A 16,790-nucleotide genomic window follows, 5' to 3' on the forward strand; every position below is an offset into this window, starting at 1 on the left:
TAAATAGTTCAATGAGTCTGGTTTGTTTGTACCAACTTAATCTGCTCTTTCTCATATGACTATCCTAGATTATTTTACTTATCTAGGACAGCCCCTTTAAAAATGTTTCATCTGAAAGCATTGTTATACCATTATTAAATAATGCAAATTCATTTGTTGCTTTGTTTTTTATAGTATTTTCAATATTCTTATTTACATCATTACTATGTAAATCTAGGTAACTTCTAGGATTATATTTTAATATAGAATTTTTATATTTGTACATAGTTTTAGCAATTTCTACTGTAGGAACAAATAGTACGGAAATCTGACAATCAGTAAATTCGGTTTCTACAGAATAACTAATATCCTCTGAACTTTTATCACTTAAGTTTATTTCTATAATAAGTTCAGAATTGTTATAGAATGTGCCTGTAACCACAGGAAATAATAATTCTTCATAGCTTCGTTCAAAATTATACTCTGATACATTACCTACTCTTCCTGTAATTTTTTCTAATTTAGACTTCGGCACTTTTTTTGTATTAGCTAATATTATGACTTCATAACTATATCTACCTAGACCATTTACGTTTCTTAATTCGGATATTAGTTTCTTAACCTTATTATTGTAAGGAATGCCGCTTTCATACTTCTCTTCACCATCAAGAACTCTATCTAAATCCATATTTAACAGTTCTTCGTATTTAATTTCCCTACTTTCAAAGTTCTTTTCATTCACTCTAAATTTAGACTGTATAAAAAAAATTGTCTTTAACTCAGTATCTATATAATAAGCATCTATTCCACCATCCTCAGCTCCATCGGTAATATAAGATTCTCTTGCTTCGAAATCTAGTATTCCAAATTTAACTTTTAGGAATAGATGAATATATGCTCTAGAACGAGCTTGATTCAGTTTTTCAAATTCGGTTTCTAGTGGGTAATAAAACTTATAACCTTCTGGAGCTTCTTTACGTAACTCATCAATTATTTTTATTAATGTTTCAAATTTTGTCATTATTTATTCCTAATAAAGCTTCATTGGTCATACAGCGTTCAGTTATATTACATTTTAACTAATATTAAGTACAAACAAAAATCAGTAAAATTTGATTAACGAAAAAAACACCCAACCAAGTTGAGTGTTTTTTTATGGCAATACAGAACGAATCTGACTGCCATAACTTTATCAACAGCTAACCACACGCCCAATCAAACTCATTATTCAGCAAATCAATTTGTCCATTACCACCGCCCATATTGGCATCGCCAAGCGTTTCTTCAAACTCAATATAAAAAGGACTAAATTCTGGCATCGCTTGAATGGGATTGGCCGTACCACCAAAATGACTTTTTGCATGAAACCTATCAAGCTTTAATATCTCACCTTTTTCAGAGAACATCGGAATATAAGCATTTTCATTATCTTCATCTGCCCACTCATCGAGCATCTTGCCAACGTTAGGATCATCTATTCGGACAACGTGCTTAATAAACTGAGCGGGTTCATCTTTGACAAAGCAAGTGCTACTCCACTCTTCAATCTCATAATTTGGATATATACTATCTTCTTTATTAGGCAGTGCTGTCGCTTCACCTTCAAACTCCTCCTTGGTTAGCCAAATCAATGCCCAGCCACCACCAATAATATCTTCAAGATAGATTTCTTGAGGGTGACGATGGTTAGCATAGCGACTCAGTGACGCCCAAAAATTCTCAGCGTCTGTATCATTCACCTCAGTGAGATTAGCAATCATATCTTCAACACCGTCTACCCTATCTTCAACATGATCATCCGCTTGAAAAAGCGATATTGCCACGAGATCTTTCCCTTTTATGCGATACGCTTCAGGCACTAATATCGTCCATAAGTGCGCCATCGGTAGACCGTTAATCCTGCTTCGCGGCCATTGAGCCGTGGTGATGCCGACTGGGCGACCAAAAGCCCAACCTTGCCCATGATCCTTATCCGTTAGTTCCAAATCATATGCTTGTTTTAATGGTTCCATCACTTTTGTCTCGCCTCCTTAGATTAACCTTATTTATTAGACGTACTACACCAACCAATACCACTCAGGCGCAAACAAATAGGACATACCCATAGATAGCAATACTGATAATATGCTACCCACGATGGCGCCAACCCATGACGTACCACCCTTTGCCACTAACTCCTGTTCGACCGTCGCTGGGTCAGCTGTATTACTCATGACTTTTTTTATATTTTTGACGCTGTGACTAAAGTAAAAATAATTACCTAAAAGTCCTGTCAGTACTGCCCATGCGACAAAAAAGCTGGTTTGACCTATAGAGCTATACGCCTCCATACCGAGCAGATGCATTAAGACTAAATCAACTGCATTAATGCCAAGTACAATAAAAAAAGCGACTAGATACATTTTACGATAGCACAACCAAGACGTTCCCAGGAGAAGTCCAGCCAAATTAAAACTGTGTATACTAGAGCCATCATTATTAACCTCTAAGCGTGGCTCGCTGTCCTTAAACCATTTGTCACGATAAAAACTGTCATACTTTTCACCGACGAAAGTCGCTAATAAAGCATCAGCACTTTCAGAGCTAGAAGCCAACTGATTTTTCGGGATTTGCGCATCTTTAGAAATATTAACCGCCGTTAATGGTGGCGGTGTTTGTGTTTGTGCTTGAACTTGAACGTCAGAGAGCTGATGCCCACATTTTGAACAAAATCCTGCCTCGCTTGAATTTTCTTGATTACAGTTATTACAAAACATCTTATCCCTTAATTTTACTAAATACTGAACGGTTGATAGGCTTATCTCGACTTTAATAAATAATAGCCAATTAAAGTTGACTACATTATAGATAATAAAGACAAATGTTTAATGAAAAATTAGAGGATTATTAGTTGCCTGTTTTTTTTAACCAAAAAAAAGCACCCAACCAAGTTGAGTGCTTTTTTATCGCTATATTGAACTAATCTAATTCTTGATTAGTCGTATATCAACTCATAAAACATGAGTTGAAAAGCTATTTAGATAAGTTTACGTAGTCTAAAATGGTAACAAGGCAACCGAGCGCAGATAGTACGTGTTTGTATATCTAGCTAGGTTAACACCGTTACCGTGTAGAATACTTAAACGGTTTATTCCCACTCAATCGTCGCAGGCGGCTTGCTCGACACATCATAAGTCACACGCGAGACTTCAGCGATTTCATTCATGATACGATTCGATACCGTCTCAATCAAATCATACGGCAGATGCGCAAAGCGCGCGGTCATAAAGTCTACCGTTTCAACGGCACGTAGCGCAATTACCCACGCATAGCGGCGACCATCACCGACCACACCGACCGATTTGATCGGTTGGAATACCGCAAACGCTTGCGCGGTTTTCTCATACCAGCCTGAACGCTCAAGCTCTTCCATAAAAATAGCATCAGCTGAGCGCAAGATATCAGCGAATTCCTTGGTCACTTCGCCAAGAATACGCACGCCCAAACCCGGTCCTGGGAACGGATGACGGTTAATCATCTTCGCTGGTAAACCAAGGGTAATACCCAATTTACGGACTTCATCTTTAAACAAATCACGTAACGGCTCAACCAATTCAAACGCCAAATCATCTGGTAAACCACCAACATTATGATGGCTCTTAATCACGTGCGCTTTACCTTGATGCGACTTCGCTGATTCAATCACGTCTGGATAAATCGTGCCTTGCGCTAAGAATTCGATGACTTTACCATCGCTTTGCTCACTGATTTCACGCGCACTATTAGCGAAGACGTCGATAAAGGTTTTACCAATGATTTTACGCTTGGCTTCAGGGTCAGACTCGCCAGCCAATGCCGTTAAGAATAACTCTTCAGCATCGACACGGATGACTTTTACACCCATGTTTTCTGCGAAAATTTGCATCACTTGGTCGCCTTCGTGCAGACGCAAAAGACCAGTATCAACAAACACACAGGTTAATTGATCGCCAATCGCTTTATGCAATAACGCTGCGACGACTGAACTATCAACGCCGCCTGAGAGACCAAGTAATACTTGCTTATCACCGATTTGCTTTTTCAGTTGCTCAATACGCATATCGATGATGTTATCAGGCGTCCAGCTACCCGCGCAGCCACAGATTTCATGGACGAAACGTCCTAGCAATGCCTGACCTTGTGCGGTATGAGTAACTTCAGGATGGAACTGGAGACCGTAATAGTGGCGCGAATCATCAGCCATAATTGCAATCGGGCAGCTTGGCGTGCTGGCAACGATATCGAAACCTTGTGGGGCATCGACCACTTTATCGCCATGACTCATCCACACATTTAGCTTCGCTGCTGCGTCTTCGATACCATCAGTCAGCGTTGATTTGCCATCGATATTGATGGTTGCTGCGCCAAATTCATGGATATCACTGGCATGAACTTTACCACCGAAGCGCTCTGCCATCGCTTGCATACCATAGCAGATACCCAATACTGGTACGCCTAGATCAAATACGGCATCATTGATGCGTGGGCTGTCATCTGCGTGCACGCTCTCAGGACCGCCAGATAAAATGACGCCTTTTGCGCCAAAATCGATAATGCGCTGGGTATCGATATCAAACGGGAACATCTCACAGAATACCCCAGAATCACGGACACGGCGGGCGATAAGCTGGCTGTACTGTGAGCCAAAATCGAGAATTAAGATGCGATCTTCTTTAATAGTAGGAACGTTGGCAGCAGTTGTCATAACGTAGTGTCCATCAATAAATAAATTGGTGCGCTATTTTAACAAGTTTGAGCAGTCTATTGGTTATAAAAATACGCTAATCTGCTAACTGGTATATAAATCTATAGCTCATCAGTATAAACCTCTACTTTATTTCATTAATGAATGCATTTCTTCTATATTTTTCTACATCTAGGTAGCGATGATAAGGCACTGTAGAGCAGTCAACAGAATAAAAACGCGATTAATTGACCTAATACTTCTATAGGCAACGCATAAATTCTGGTTCAAGCATTATTACAAACAAGTGTTATTACAAAATAGCCATTATACTTTTTTAAATAGTATTCTACAGAGAAGCTTGCATCAGTGTCGCCTATGATTACCGCATATTATTCGGCAACACATGGACTTCATCTGAAATCTTCGCAAGCTTAGTCTCACCGCATTGGTATTTTTATATATTAGGGTTTATTGGTGTTATTTGGTACTACTTAGCCCATAGACTGATGGTTTTGGTGGGGAATAAAGAATTAGCAAGTCGGAACAGCACACCAATCGTTGTTGACTAATGTACAGAAAACAGTTACTTATTATAGTCACAGATAATCATAATAAATTGACAGGTATGTCCCTATGAGCAAAATCAAAGCCCTTATCCGAAAACGCCCTAAATCTGACCCGTCTAAAGCTATTTTAGTAAATCCTAATAATCAAAATACCAATAACACCAGTATTGACGCTGCCTCAAAGGGTAATACGGTAAATACCCCAATCGAGCAAACGCGCTGGAATGGCTGGGGCAATATCAATATTAATAAAAAAGTCTCAGCGCACGGGGCGAAACTGATCAAATCGCACATTGGTAAAACCAAAAAACTATCATCAGTGAGCTTACAGCAAGTAATTAAAACCGTCCCCAAATCGCGCTTGCCTGTTGCTATGACTGAGCTTGATACTGTATCTGTCGACAACGAAGTGAGACTTAGACACGCACGCGGCCAAAGCTTTCCAGACTGGATAGCCATGCATGGTGGCGACTTTGAAGTCTTTCCTGATGGGGTCGCTTTTCCTGAATCGACCGCTGATGTCGAAACTTTATTAAAGCTAGCGAGCGAGCACGACCTCATCGTCATTCCTTTCGGTGGCGGCACTTCAGTCGCGGGTCATATCAATCCGCAAAAGGGTTCACGCCCCGTCGTGACCATCGCCATGAGCAAGATGGATCAGCTGATTGACTTAGACAGTGAGAGCCAAATTGCTACTTTTGGCGCAGGTACACAAGGGCCAGCAGTCGAAGCACAACTGGACGCACACGGCTACCGCTTGGGACATTATCCTCAGTCTTGGGAGCTATCGACACTGGGCGGCTGGATTGCAGCGCGCTCTAGTGGTCAGCAATCTTTAGGTTACGGACGCATCGAACAGATGTTTGCTGGTGGTACGTTGGTGACCCCAAAAGGGATATTGAATATTGCTGATATTCCAGCGTCAGCGGCAGGACCTGATCTGCGTGAAATGATGATGGGCACTGAAGGTCGCGCTGGTATTTTTACTGAAGTCAAAATGCGGGTACAACCACAACCCGAAGAAGAGCTGTTTAAAGTTGCTTTTTTACCGAACTGGGCAGCGGGTAAAGAAGTGCTTAGACAAGCGGTTCAAAAAAATATTCAATTATCAATGCTACGCCTAAGCAATGCGGTCGAGACTGACGCGCATCTACATTTAGGTACTACGCCTAGCCAGTTTATGGCGATTAGCACTTATCTTAAAGCGCGCGGACTCAGCTCAGATAAAGTCATGCTCACTTATGGCATTTCAGGGGATAAAGCACAGAATAAACTGGCACTGACGCAGTTTAATAAGCTATTAAAACAGCACGGTAGTGTCACGGGTAAAATAACCGATATCATGGGCAGTGTCTGGGCGCATGGACGCTTTAAATTCCCTTATTTGCGCGGCACACTGTGGGAAAAAGGCATCATGGTTGATACCTTTGAGACCGCAACCAACTGGAATCATATCGACGAGCAGATGCAGCAGATGCAAGAAGCCGTTCGGACTTCCTTGGTAGATGAATGCGAAGAAGTAATGGCCTTTACCCATATCTCTCACGTCTATAAGCAAGGTGCTAGCCTCTATACCACTTACTTCTTTAGAGCGGCTAAAGATCATGCCAGCACGTTAAGCCGCTGGCAAAAAATCAAACATGCCGCCAGTTTAAGTCTGGCCAATGGCACAGCGACGATATCGCATCAGCATGGCGTTGGCCGTGATCATGCGCCTTATCTAGCGGCTGAAAAAGGGAAGCTAGGTATCCAAGTGACCAGTGATATGCTTAAAAGTTTGGACCCTGAGCGGCGTATGAATCCGGGTGTTTTAATTAAAGAGTAAAAGGCAGCGGTCGCCTTAGCGTCACTAGTTGGCTTAAACAGGTTAAGTCGCTGATTAATTTGAGTATCATTTGAGATGAGTCGTTTATGAACCAAGCCAATCAACATCAGCAACGCCAGCAAGCATTAGCGCCTTTATCTCGGCGCTCGTCTCAAGAGGAACCTTGGGATATGCTCATCATCGGTGGCGGCATTACTGGTGCTGGGATTGCTCGCGAGGCAGCAAGGCGCGGCTTAGCAGTTTTGTTAATCGAGCAAAAAGACTTTGCGTGGGGCACGTCCAGCCGCTCAAGTAAAATGGTACATGGCGGGCTACGCTATATTGCTTCGGGTGATTATAAGACGACCTTGCTTAGCGTCCGTGAGCGCGAGCGCATGCTAAGCGAAGCAAAAGGTCTCGTCAACGAGATGCATTACGTCATGCCGCATTATAAAGGCAAGTTTCCACCGCCATGGATATTCAATACCTTGCTACGTGTCTACGATGGGCTCGCGGGCAAGCGCTACTCTAAATACTTTAAAAAAGACGCTTTTTTACAGCTTAATCCGCACATCAAGCAAGAAAAATTTTTGGGCGCCAGTCAATTTAGCGATGCAGTGACCGATGACTCACGCCTTGTGATGCGGGTACTTGATGAGGCGATTAATGACGGCGCGCAGGCGATTAACTACCTTAAAGCTGAGTCGTTAATTACTAATGAGCAAGGCTTGGTCGTTGGCGCTACTCTATTAGATACTTCTGCTGAAGATAGCAATCATACTTACGATATTCATGCCAAAGTGGTGGTCAGCGCGACGGGTGCTTGGGCGGATACTCTAAGAATGCAGGCAAGCAAACAAACAGAACAAAGCTTGCATAAACAAATTCGCCCGTCGCGTGGTAGCCATCTGGTGGTCAGCCAAGAGCGCCTACCAATCAAACAAGCCTATACTTTTTTGCACCCTATCGACAAAAGAGCCGTCTTTGTCTTTCCATGGGAAAACCGTACCGTCCTTGGTACTACCGATTTGGATCATCCGCCATTAGACGATAACGAAGTCGGTATCACTAATGAAGAGGTGGATTACCTATTGGCAGCGACCAATAATCTCTTTGATAATGTAGACATTAGCCGCAAAGATGTCATCAGCTCATGGGCAGGCGTGCGTCCACTGATTTCTGATGGCGGTGATGGTAAGCGCGTCAGCCCGAGTAAAGAAAAACGCGACCATAGCGTTTGGTTGGATAATAATTTAGTGACCGTCAGTGGCGGCAAATTAACCACCTTTCGCCTAATCGCCCTTGATGTACTGAAAGTTTGTCAAAAGGTGCTCGAACTTGATGAGTCAGCTACTCAAGATAATGTCTCATATAGCAGCCAAGTCTTTAGTAATCAGCCGCCAACCAATCCCAAATTTTCAACCCTAACACCACTATTGCAACAACGCTTGCAAGGGTTTTACGGTCTACAGCTTGATACCTTATTAGAATTAGCGCATGACGATGATTTGGCTTATGTGACCGATAGCAACACCATTTGGGCGGAAATCCGTTTTGCGGCGCATTATGAGCAAGTCATTCACTTGGACGATTTACTACTACGCCGTACGCGCTTGGGCTTGATACTGCCACATGGCGCAATGACGCCATTGATTAGCGATAGGCTCAAACAAATATGCCAGCAGGAACTGGGTTGGGATGAGCAAAAATGGCAGCGAGAAGTTGAACGCTATACCCAATTATGGCAATGCTACTATCATTTACCAGCGGCTTAGCGCTTTTTTATATTGTATTAATAGTAAATGCTACTGATATAAATTTCCCTTGTTTGCTGTGCCTACGCAGACACAGGATGTGGAAAACTTACCCCAATAGCACACTATAATCATTGTATTTTTATTGATCTATATATCTATTCCCACATAGTTAAGGATGACTATGACCCATAACCTTGATGCCCCTATTTATTTCTTAGCTATCGACAATGGCACCCAAAGTGTCAGAGCGCTTATCTTTGATCAATTCGGTAGCGAGATTGCCAAAGCCCGCGTCATTATCGAACCGTATTTTTCAACGCAGCCAAATTTTGCGGAGCAACATGCCGACTATTATTGGCAAAAATTAAGCGAGGCCTGTCAGCAGCTGTGGCAAAGCTGCGATATTACGCCCGAGCAAATTGCCGGCGTCAGCCTCGCCACCCAGCGCTATACCATGATATGTTTGGACAAGGATAAACAACCGTTACGCCCAGCTATCGTGTGGATGGATTTGCGTCGCGGCGAAACCAATGACATAGGCTTTCTAGGTCCACTCACCAAAGTCATCGGTATGGGCGAGCTGGTACAAGAGGCGCAGCAAAAAGCCCGCTGTAACTGGCTTGCTCATCATGAGCCAGAGATATGGGAAAAAACAGCCTATTATGTCAATTTATCCGCGTACCTCACCTATCAGCTCACAGGCGAGATTGCCGACTCTACTGGTCATGCCTTAGGCTATCTGCCTTACGATTACAAAGCGCAAGCATGGTTTAAGCCAAACAACATCAAATGGCGACTGTTCAGTTGCCGGATAGAGCAAATGCCCAAACTTATGCCACCTGGGCAGCTACTTGGTCATATTACCGCTCACGCTGCCGCCGCTACTGGTATTCTTGAAGGCACGCCAATGATTGCTGCCGCCAGTGATAAAGCTTGCGAAGCGTTGGGCTCCGCCGGACTTGCCGCCGATACCGCCTGCTTAAGCTTTGGCACTACTGCGACTATCAATACCACGTCGAGCCGTTATATTGAGATACTCAAGCACATGCCCGCCTACACCGCTGCCGCGCCAAATTACTACAATCATGAATATATGATTTATCGCGGCTTTTGGATGGTTAGCTGGTTTAAGGAGCAATTTGCCCAGTATGAAGAGCAACTGGCAAAAACGCAGGGTGTTGATACTGAAAAACTACTCGACAAGGCAGTCAAAGACATTCCAGCGGGCTGTATGGGGCTAATGATGCAGCCATACTGGTCGCCCGGTGTTCGGCATCCGGGGCTTGAAGGCAAAGGCGCGCTCATTGGTTTTGGCGATGTACACACGCGAGCGCATGTCTACCGCGCTATTTTAGAAGGGCTGGCTTATGAGCTAAAGCTTGGTTTTGATACCATTGAGAAGCGTACAGGCAAAGCCATTAAACATCTGCGTGTGTCTGGCGGTGGTTCCCAAAGTGACTCAGCGATGCAACTGACGGCAGATATCTTCGGTATGCCCGCTTATCGACCGCATACTTATGAAGCTTCAGGCTTAGGCGCTGCCATCAACTGTGCGGTGGGTCTTGGCGTTTATCCTGACCATTTAACCGCGACACAAGCGATGACCCATTTGGGCGATGAATTCTTACCCATTGATGCCAATGTCCAGCTGTACAAGCGCTTGTATAATGAAGTCTATTTAAAGATGTACGAGCGCTTACAGCCTTTGTATCATAGTATTCAAGATATTACGGGTTATCCAGCTAAGTAATACAGTCAGTTCGATATAAAAGAGGCATGTTAAAAATAGCGTTATGCTGGGATAAACTTTCCTCGCTTGCTGTGCACTTCGCACTTCAGAGGCTTCGCAAAATTCATCCCAGCAGCACCGTATTCTTTTTAAATTGAATCGACTATATTAAAAACATCGCTATTTAATGCTGTTTGCATACGGTTTAGCCCTTCTATCAGCAGCGCTTTAGGACACGCCACATTGAGGCGCATTTTAAGACGTCCTTCACCACCATATTTAATCCCTGCACTCAACTCAACCTTGGCGGCTCTCAATTTGTCATAAAGCATTTGATCGTCTTGCGCATATGCCGAACAATCTAGCCAAATCAAATACGAAGCTTCTGGACGCATCACCTTAATCTTAGGCAAATGCTCTTCTAAAAACTGTAGCGTTAAGTCAATATTGGCTTCAATATAAGTCAGCGCCTGCGCCAACCACTCACCACCTTGCTCATATGCACTACGCATCGCTGTATAAGCAAATAAATTTAGCTCATGTTCGTCACTTAAACGCTGCTGCTGGTTAATTTTACTCAGTAATCCGCTGTCTTTAGCAAATATCATCGAGCCTTTGATACCAGCAACATTAAAGGTTTTGGTCATCGAGGTTAGGCTGGCTACTTTGTGCTCATAGCCTGTTGCTAGGGTTAAAAAAGGCGTAAATGTATGCTCTTTCAAGGTTAAATCTTGATGAATCTCATCACTCACAATCGCCACATCGTGCTTTTTGCAGATTAAAATCAGCGCTTCAAGCTCATCCGCTGTCCATACACGTCCGCCCGGATTATGCGGATTACACAGCAAATACAGCTTAACTTTATGCTCGATAATTTTAGCTTCTATATCAGCTAAATCCAGATAGTATCGCCCCTCATTCTCCTGTAATGCAGAAGTCACCAGCTTACGATTATTGTCCAAAACCTTGGTCATAAAAGGCGTATAAATAGGATCATTGATGAGTACCGCATCCCCTGCCTCGGTAAACACCTTCATCATCAGCACCAAACTTGGTACCACGCCTGGAGAGAAAAGAATATCCTGCGTGTTAAGCGATAAGCCATAACGACTGCCATGCCAGTCGATAATTGCTTGATACAACGGCTCGGTCGGCACGGTGTAACCCAATATGCCATGCTGCGCTACTTGCTCAATCGCCGCTAAAATAGGCTGGGCGGTCTTAAAGTCCATATCCGCGACCCACAGCGGAATGGTGTCATCGGTATAATGCCATTTAAACGACCCCGTATCACGTCTGTCTATTATTTCATCAAAGTTGTACAGCACCGATGCTCTCCTTTACGGTAGTTTTATATTATAACTGTTCATTCGTCGGCTTAAATGACCTTTGAAAATATAATGCTATCATTATTTGAAAATGGTTAAAAATTAGTGTTACATTAATGTTGCGGACTCTACATATGATCAAGTTATTTATGCCAAAGTACGCTGACATTGCAAGGATTGTAATCTATCGGCCTTTACCCACCCCCCCTACTAAGCCAAGATGGCTTGTCTAAAAGGATTTAGCATGATGAAAATGGATTCCCTATCAAAATTAGCACTCAAAATCAGTTCCCTTACTCTCGCCATTGCCGCAACTTCTGCATGCACTGCTATGGCAACAGGTGCTGACTCCCAAGTTTCAAATACCCAAACCACTACGAACAGTACTGCCATTACTTTAGGCAATAGTGCTATGTCTAGCGGCACTAACGACACGGTTGCTATCGGTAATATGGCCAATGCAGGTCTGAACTCAGCAACCGCTGTCGGCGGTCAAGCCAACGCTGCAGGTTTAGGCTCAACCTCTATCGGTTGGCAATCAAAAGCCACTGCCGAACGCGCGCAAGCCTTTGGTCATCTAGCCAATGCTAGCGGTGTTCGCTCTACCGCAGTCGGCGAAGCTGCAATCGCTGGTGGTACTAACGATACGGTCGCTGTCGGCAATAAAGCCAATGCAGGTCTAAACTCCGCAACGGCTATTGGCGGGGAAGCCAATGCCGCAGGTTTAGGCTCAACGTCTATCGGTTGGCAATCAAAAGCCACTGCCGAACGCGCGCAAGCCTTTGGTCATCTAGCCGATGCTAGTGGTGTACGCTCTACCGCAGTTGGTGAAGCGGCAGCCGCACAAGGTGCAAACTCGGTAGCGCTAGGCAATAAATCTATGGCTGGCGGCATGAATAGCATCGCTATCGGTAACGGAGCAATGGCGGCTAAAAATAACCAAGTCGTCTTAGGTAATGCTGGACAAGTACAGTCTAGTACCGCATCACAGTCCGGTACGGTTAGAATAGTCACTATCGATGACAACGGCACATTAGGCACTATGATGGTTGACTACTATAAAAAATCAGCTAAATAATAGTAGTCAATCAGTGCCAAGCTACTAACGCTGGTGCAGTTATCACCAGTTATACTCGATAAAATAATGAGACCTCGCCATGGCGGGGTTTTTGCTATTTGAGATTACGGTACTAGGTTTAGGGGTTTGGCGTGGGGCTTTAGATAGGTTGAACTTCAGAAAAGATCTATCGTCCCACAAACTCAGCTTCCCGTCTCTCAACCATCGCCATCGCACCCTCTTTCGCATCTTCTGAATGAAACAAAAGCGGCAGATAACCATGAATATTAGCTAATGCTACTTTTGCGCCATTGCGACTGGCCTCTTGTGCTGAGGATAGTAATCCTTGTACGCCAAGCGGTGCAGCTTTGCAAATCTCTTTAGCGATAGTTAGCGCGCGCTCGTATTCTTCTCCATTTGCCACCACTTCGCTGACCAAATTCAGTCTATCAGCCGTTTGCGCGTCAAAGTTTTTACCTGTTAATAGATACGGCATGGCTTTTTGCCAGCCAGCTGCTGCTACAAAGCGTACAGTCGCGCCACCAAACGGCATAATACCGCGCTGAACTTCCATTTGCGCAAAGTTGCAGTTATCACTAGCGATAACGACATCACTATTGAGCATCAACTCAATCCCAGCGGTAAAGCAGGTGCCTTGTACTGCCACGACGACTGGCTTACTGCGTAATTTGCCACCGATTCCCCACGGATCGATTTCGTCGGCAGCAAACTCAAATGCGCCTTTATCCCATTTATCTTGTAGCTCCATCAAATCAAGACCTGCGGTAAAGTGCTCACCGTGAGCGAATATCAGCGCACAGCGAAGATTGGCATCGTTTTCATAATTAGTGAGTGCGTCAGACAATTGCTTAATCATATGGCTATCAAAGGCATTGCGTTTATCGGCACGATTGAGTCCGATTAGGCAGATGTAATCTTGGAAGTCATAGGTAATGCGAGTGTCATTGCTAGTAGAATTACTATTATTACTTTCCGTAGTCATGTTTTTATCCTTATTAGAGCGATCGTTTTATGGTTTGTCACATGGCGAATTAATACCGCTAAAAATTATGTAACTTACTTTCAATATAGACATACGTTCGGTGCAACGCAAGCATCGTTTTAGCATGAGCATCAATAGCCGGTATCGATATTAGTTGACCTCATTTACGCTAATATGCAACTATTATCCAACTCAAGACATGACTCAGAGCATTTTATGGAATTTTGGCACGGTTTTTTGCTTATCACCAGCGTCCATCTACTCGCTGCCGCCTCTCCGGGTCCTGATTTTGTATTAGTCTCACAGCAAACCTTGGCAAAAGGTAGACGCACAGGTTTGATTTGTAGCCTTGGTATTACCTTGGGTCTTGCGATACACATCACTTATTCGGTGCTAGGACTGGCAACGGTGATTGCCCATTCGCAGCCACTACTCACTGCTATTAAATGGTTGGGCGGCAGTTATCTTATTTATCTAGGATGGCAAGGTATTCAAGCCAAAGCTAAAAAAACATCAGAATTAGCAAATCCAGTAGAGCTAATAGATTCAGGTGTTCACGTTTCACAAGATATGCTTATTAAGCAAACGACTTCTACCAATCATACCGAGCTTTCTGATAAAGCCATTTCTAATAAAAAACCGCCTACCGATACAAACTCAACCGCTGCTATTCTGCGTCGTGGCTTTTTTTGCAATGTATTTAATCCAAAAGCGCCCGTCTATTTCGTGGCGATATTTACCCTCGTTTTATCACCCGATATACCGCTGTGGCAATTGGCTATTTATGGCGTATGGATGATGGTCTTGCAGATGGCATGGTTTAGTACCGTGGTGATGTTACTGTCTATTCCTGCCATTCATCGTCGCTTTCAGCGTTTTGAACATTGGATCGACCGCGTATTGGGTACAGCGATGATAATATTGGGATTAAATCTGATTTTACGTAGTCGATAAGACGCTAGTGACTCGTGAAATCTGCTAAAATGGTGCATTATATTCAAACATCAAAGCCCGATACTATGACCAGTAAGCCTATGAACCGTCGCCCGACCGCCAACAATCAACGAAACAGATCGCCTGAAACTGCCAAAAAATTAGGGCAGCTACATCCGCGCAATCCGCACCAAGGTCGTTATGACTTTGAAGTATTGACTCGCGCTTTGCCTGAGCTTGCTAAGCACACCATTACCAATCCCAAAGGCGAGTCGACGATTAACTTCTCAGACAGTGCCGCCGTGCGCGTCCTTAATCAGGCACTACTAGCAAATTATTATGGTGTGAAGTTTTGGGATATTCCGGAAGGTTATCTCTGTCCACCGATTCCGGGACGTGCCGATTATATTCATTATATTGCTGATTTGCTTGCGCAAACGACGCACGTGAATAAAGACAATACACCGCCGACTGGCAAGGAAATCCATGCCCTTGATATTGGTACTGGTGCCAGTGCTATTTACCCCATTGTTGGTAGCCAAAGTTACGGCTGGCGCTTTACGGCTTCAGATATTGACCCAATTTCGGTCAATACCGCCGCGCTTATTTGTGAGACCAATCCAAAGCTAAAAAGTGCCGTTAAAGTCAAACTACAGACCGAACCTAAATTTATTTTTAAAAATATCATCGGTCGCCAAGATTACTTCGATGTGGTGGTATGTAATCCTCCGTTCCATGCCTCATTAGAAGAAGCGATGGAAGCCAATAGCCGTAAGCAGCATAATTTACAACGACATCGCGGTAAGAATGAGAACGTACAAATTAGCCGCAGCTCAACCAAATCTGGCAATGCCGCGCAAAACCTAAACTTTGGTGGTCAGCATAAAGAGCTATGGTCTGAGGGTGGTGAGATTGCCTTCTTAACCAAAATGGCAAAAGAGAGTCAAGATTTCGCTGAGCATGTTGGCTGGTTCACAAGTTTAGTCTCAAAATCAGAAAACGTGAAACCAATGCAATTGCTGTTAAAACAACTTGGTGTTGCCCAAATGCGCATCATTGAGATGAGCCAAGGTCAAAAAAGCACACGTATACTCGCATGGCGTTTTGATACTGACGAAGAGTAAATAGTAGTTAATATAAAATAGTTATTGTTTCACGTGAAACAAAGTCTTTATTAAAAAAGCACCCCTTTGATCATCAAAGGGGTGCTTTTTATTGTAGAGAATCAATTCAAATAATGATGCTTATTAACGGATAAACATCACCTTTATGCCAATGGCTATCAGTACTAATCCACCCAGTATCTCAGCTTTATCCTCGAGCCAAGTTCCAGAAGACTTACCTAAATAGCTACCGCAAAAGCCAAATCCAGCGGTGATAATAGCGATAATGAAGCACGCTAGCCACGCATTAACTGCTAGTAAATTCAAAGTAAAGCCTGCTGCCATCGCATCAATACTGGTAGCGATAGCCAATGTAAACATCATACGATGATTGATTTTTTCTTGTATGTTGACGTCAAAACTGTCTGCTAATACCGCTTCAACCTCACCATTAAACGCTTCATATAACATCTTAGCGCCAAGCATAATAAGAATCCCACCACCAATCCACGGTGCAGCAGTCGCCAACCAGCCTAGCAATACTGCACCCAATAGATAACCTATCAGCGGCATCACACCCTGCGCAATACCAAAATACAGTGCTGCATAAACCGCTAAACGCAGCACATAAGCAGATGAGTGCTTTTGCGACTTAGCCCCTAACCCAATCGCGACCGCAAATGCATCCATCGCCAAGGCTATCGCAAGTAAAAAAACTTCGATCATTTCTATATCCATTATCTAAAGCAATTCGTAAACCAAGTTTCACGTGAAACAATTCTAACATTAAAAAACCACCGCCTTGACTGCCAAAGCGGTGGTTTTT

Annotated in this window: 13 protein-coding genes; 6 read left to right on the top strand and 7 right to left on the bottom strand. The window is 43.6% G+C overall.

The features are described from left to right. Nucleotides 1-82 precede the first annotated feature (82 nt). The 4 genes from ACI2JM_RS11900 to guaA all read right to left on the bottom strand — a co-directional run bounded on the left by ACI2JM_RS11900 (nucleotide 83) and on the right by guaA (nucleotide 4,702). Nucleotides 83-1,000 (bottom strand): AIPR family protein, encoded by a 918-nt coding sequence (locus ACI2JM_RS11900; protein ID WP_404644411.1) that lies wholly within the window; start codon nucleotides 998-1,000, stop codon nucleotides 83-85. A 178-nt stretch (nucleotides 1,001-1,178) separates the two neighbouring features. After that, a complete protein-coding gene (locus ACI2JM_RS11905) occupies nucleotides 1,179-1,994 on the bottom strand; it encodes a hypothetical protein (protein WP_404644413.1) in 816 nt (271 codons plus the stop codon). Nucleotides 1,995-2,036: 42 nt separating this feature from the next. Next, a complete protein-coding gene (locus tag ACI2JM_RS11910; protein ID WP_404644415.1) occupies nucleotides 2,037-2,735 on the bottom strand; it encodes a DUF2628 domain-containing protein in 699 nt (232 codons plus the stop codon). Between the two features lie 371 nt (nucleotides 2,736-3,106). Beyond that, nucleotides 3,107-4,702, bottom strand: a complete 1,596-nt coding sequence (gene guaA / locus ACI2JM_RS11915; protein ID WP_404644417.1) for a glutamine-hydrolyzing GMP synthase — start codon at nucleotides 4,700-4,702, stop codon at nucleotides 3,107-3,109. A 615-nt stretch (nucleotides 4,703-5,317) separates the two neighbouring features. On the opposite strand from guaA, the gene ACI2JM_RS11920 reads away from it, so the two are divergent. From ACI2JM_RS11920 to ACI2JM_RS11930, 3 genes are all read left to right on the top strand, one after another. Continuing rightward, the gene (locus ACI2JM_RS11920) at nucleotides 5,318-7,075 is read left to right on the top strand and encodes an FAD-binding oxidoreductase (protein WP_404644419.1); all 1,758 of its coding nucleotides are present in this window, start codon (nucleotides 5,318-5,320) and stop codon (nucleotides 7,073-7,075) included. Nucleotides 7,076-7,161: 86 nt separating this feature from the next. After that, nucleotides 7,162-8,829, top strand: a complete 1,668-nt coding sequence (locus ACI2JM_RS11925) for a glycerol-3-phosphate dehydrogenase/oxidase (protein WP_404644421.1) — start codon at nucleotides 7,162-7,164, stop codon at nucleotides 8,827-8,829. 163 nt (nucleotides 8,830-8,992) lie between these two features. Next, complete coding sequence (locus ACI2JM_RS11930; protein ID WP_404644423.1) at nucleotides 8,993-10,561, top strand: FGGY-family carbohydrate kinase; 1,569 nt, start codon at nucleotides 8,993-8,995, stop codon at nucleotides 10,559-10,561. A 128-nt stretch (nucleotides 10,562-10,689) separates the two neighbouring features. On the opposite strand, the gene ACI2JM_RS11935 is transcribed toward ACI2JM_RS11930, so the two are convergent. Further along, nucleotides 10,690-11,868 carry a MalY/PatB family protein gene (locus ACI2JM_RS11935; RefSeq protein WP_404644425.1) on the bottom strand — a complete coding sequence of 393 codons (1,179 nt, stop codon included), beginning with the start codon at nucleotides 11,866-11,868 and terminating at the stop codon, nucleotides 10,690-10,692. 244 nt (nucleotides 11,869-12,112) lie between these two features. On the opposite strand from ACI2JM_RS11935, the gene ACI2JM_RS11940 reads away from it, so the two are divergent. After that, entirely contained in the window at nucleotides 12,113-12,946 is an 834-nt protein-coding gene (locus ACI2JM_RS11940) for a hypothetical protein (RefSeq protein ID WP_404644427.1), read from the top strand. A 166-nt stretch (nucleotides 12,947-13,112) separates the two neighbouring features. Here ACI2JM_RS11940 and ACI2JM_RS11945 read toward each other — a convergent pair whose 3' ends face one another. After that, nucleotides 13,113-13,928 (bottom strand): crotonase/enoyl-CoA hydratase family protein, encoded by an 816-nt coding sequence (locus ACI2JM_RS11945; protein WP_404644429.1) that lies wholly within the window; start codon nucleotides 13,926-13,928, stop codon nucleotides 13,113-13,115. 216 nt (nucleotides 13,929-14,144) lie between these two features. Here ACI2JM_RS11945 and ACI2JM_RS11950 point away from each other — a divergent pair, with 216 nt between their 5' ends. Next, nucleotides 14,145-14,882: a LysE family translocator gene (locus ACI2JM_RS11950; protein ID WP_404644431.1), complete on the top strand. Its 738-nt coding sequence runs from the start codon at nucleotides 14,145-14,147 to the stop codon at nucleotides 14,880-14,882. Nucleotides 14,883-14,947: 65 nt separating this feature from the next. Further along, nucleotides 14,948-15,985, top strand: coding sequence for a 23S rRNA (adenine(1618)-N(6))-methyltransferase RlmF (rlmF, locus tag ACI2JM_RS11955; RefSeq protein WP_404644433.1), 1,038 nt, complete (start codon nucleotides 14,948-14,950; stop codon nucleotides 15,983-15,985). 123 nt (nucleotides 15,986-16,108) lie between these two features. Here rlmF and ACI2JM_RS11960 read toward each other — a convergent pair whose 3' ends face one another. Beyond that, nucleotides 16,109-16,690 carry a manganese efflux pump MntP family protein gene (locus ACI2JM_RS11960; RefSeq protein WP_404644435.1) on the bottom strand — a complete coding sequence of 194 codons (582 nt, stop codon included), beginning with the start codon at nucleotides 16,688-16,690 and terminating at the stop codon, nucleotides 16,109-16,111. Nucleotides 16,691-16,790 lie beyond the last annotated feature (100 nt).

Origin of the sequence: Psychrobacter sp. NPDC064578 (assembly GCF_044901245.1) — a bacterium.
Taxonomy (GTDB): Bacteria; Pseudomonadota; Gammaproteobacteria; order Pseudomonadales; family Moraxellaceae; genus Psychrobacter; species Psychrobacter cibarius_C.

Bases quoted from the DNA above. Each gene is read 5' to 3' on its own strand.
- ACI2JM_RS11900 (WP_404644411.1), bottom strand. From the start codon at position 1,000: ATGACAAAATTTGAAACATTAATAAAAATAATTGATGAGTTACGTAAA.
- ACI2JM_RS11910 (WP_404644415.1), bottom strand. From the start codon at position 2,735: ATGTTTTGTAATAACTGTAATCAAGAAAATTCAAGCGAGGCAGGATTT.
- guaA (WP_404644417.1), bottom strand. From the start codon at position 4,702: ATGACAACTGCTGCCAACGTTCCTACTATTAAAGAAGATCGCATCTTA.
- ACI2JM_RS11920 (WP_404644419.1), top strand. From the start codon at position 5,318: ATGAGCAAAATCAAAGCCCTTATCCGAAAACGCCCTAAATCTGACCCG.
- ACI2JM_RS11925 (WP_404644421.1), top strand. From the start codon at position 7,162: ATGAACCAAGCCAATCAACATCAGCAACGCCAGCAAGCATTAGCGCCT.
- ACI2JM_RS11930 (WP_404644423.1), top strand. From the start codon at position 8,993: ATGACCCATAACCTTGATGCCCCTATTTATTTCTTAGCTATCGACAAT.
- ACI2JM_RS11940 (WP_404644427.1), top strand. From the start codon at position 12,113: ATGATGAAAATGGATTCCCTATCAAAATTAGCACTCAAAATCAGTTCC.
- ACI2JM_RS11945 (WP_404644429.1), bottom strand. From the start codon at position 13,928: ATGACTACGGAAAGTAATAATAGTAATTCTACTAGCAATGACACTCGC.
- ACI2JM_RS11950 (WP_404644431.1), top strand. From the start codon at position 14,145: ATGGAATTTTGGCACGGTTTTTTGCTTATCACCAGCGTCCATCTACTC.
- rlmF (WP_404644433.1), top strand. From the start codon at position 14,948: ATGACCAGTAAGCCTATGAACCGTCGCCCGACCGCCAACAATCAACGA.
- ACI2JM_RS11960 (WP_404644435.1), bottom strand. From the start codon at position 16,690: ATGATCGAAGTTTTTTTACTTGCGATAGCCTTGGCGATGGATGCATTT.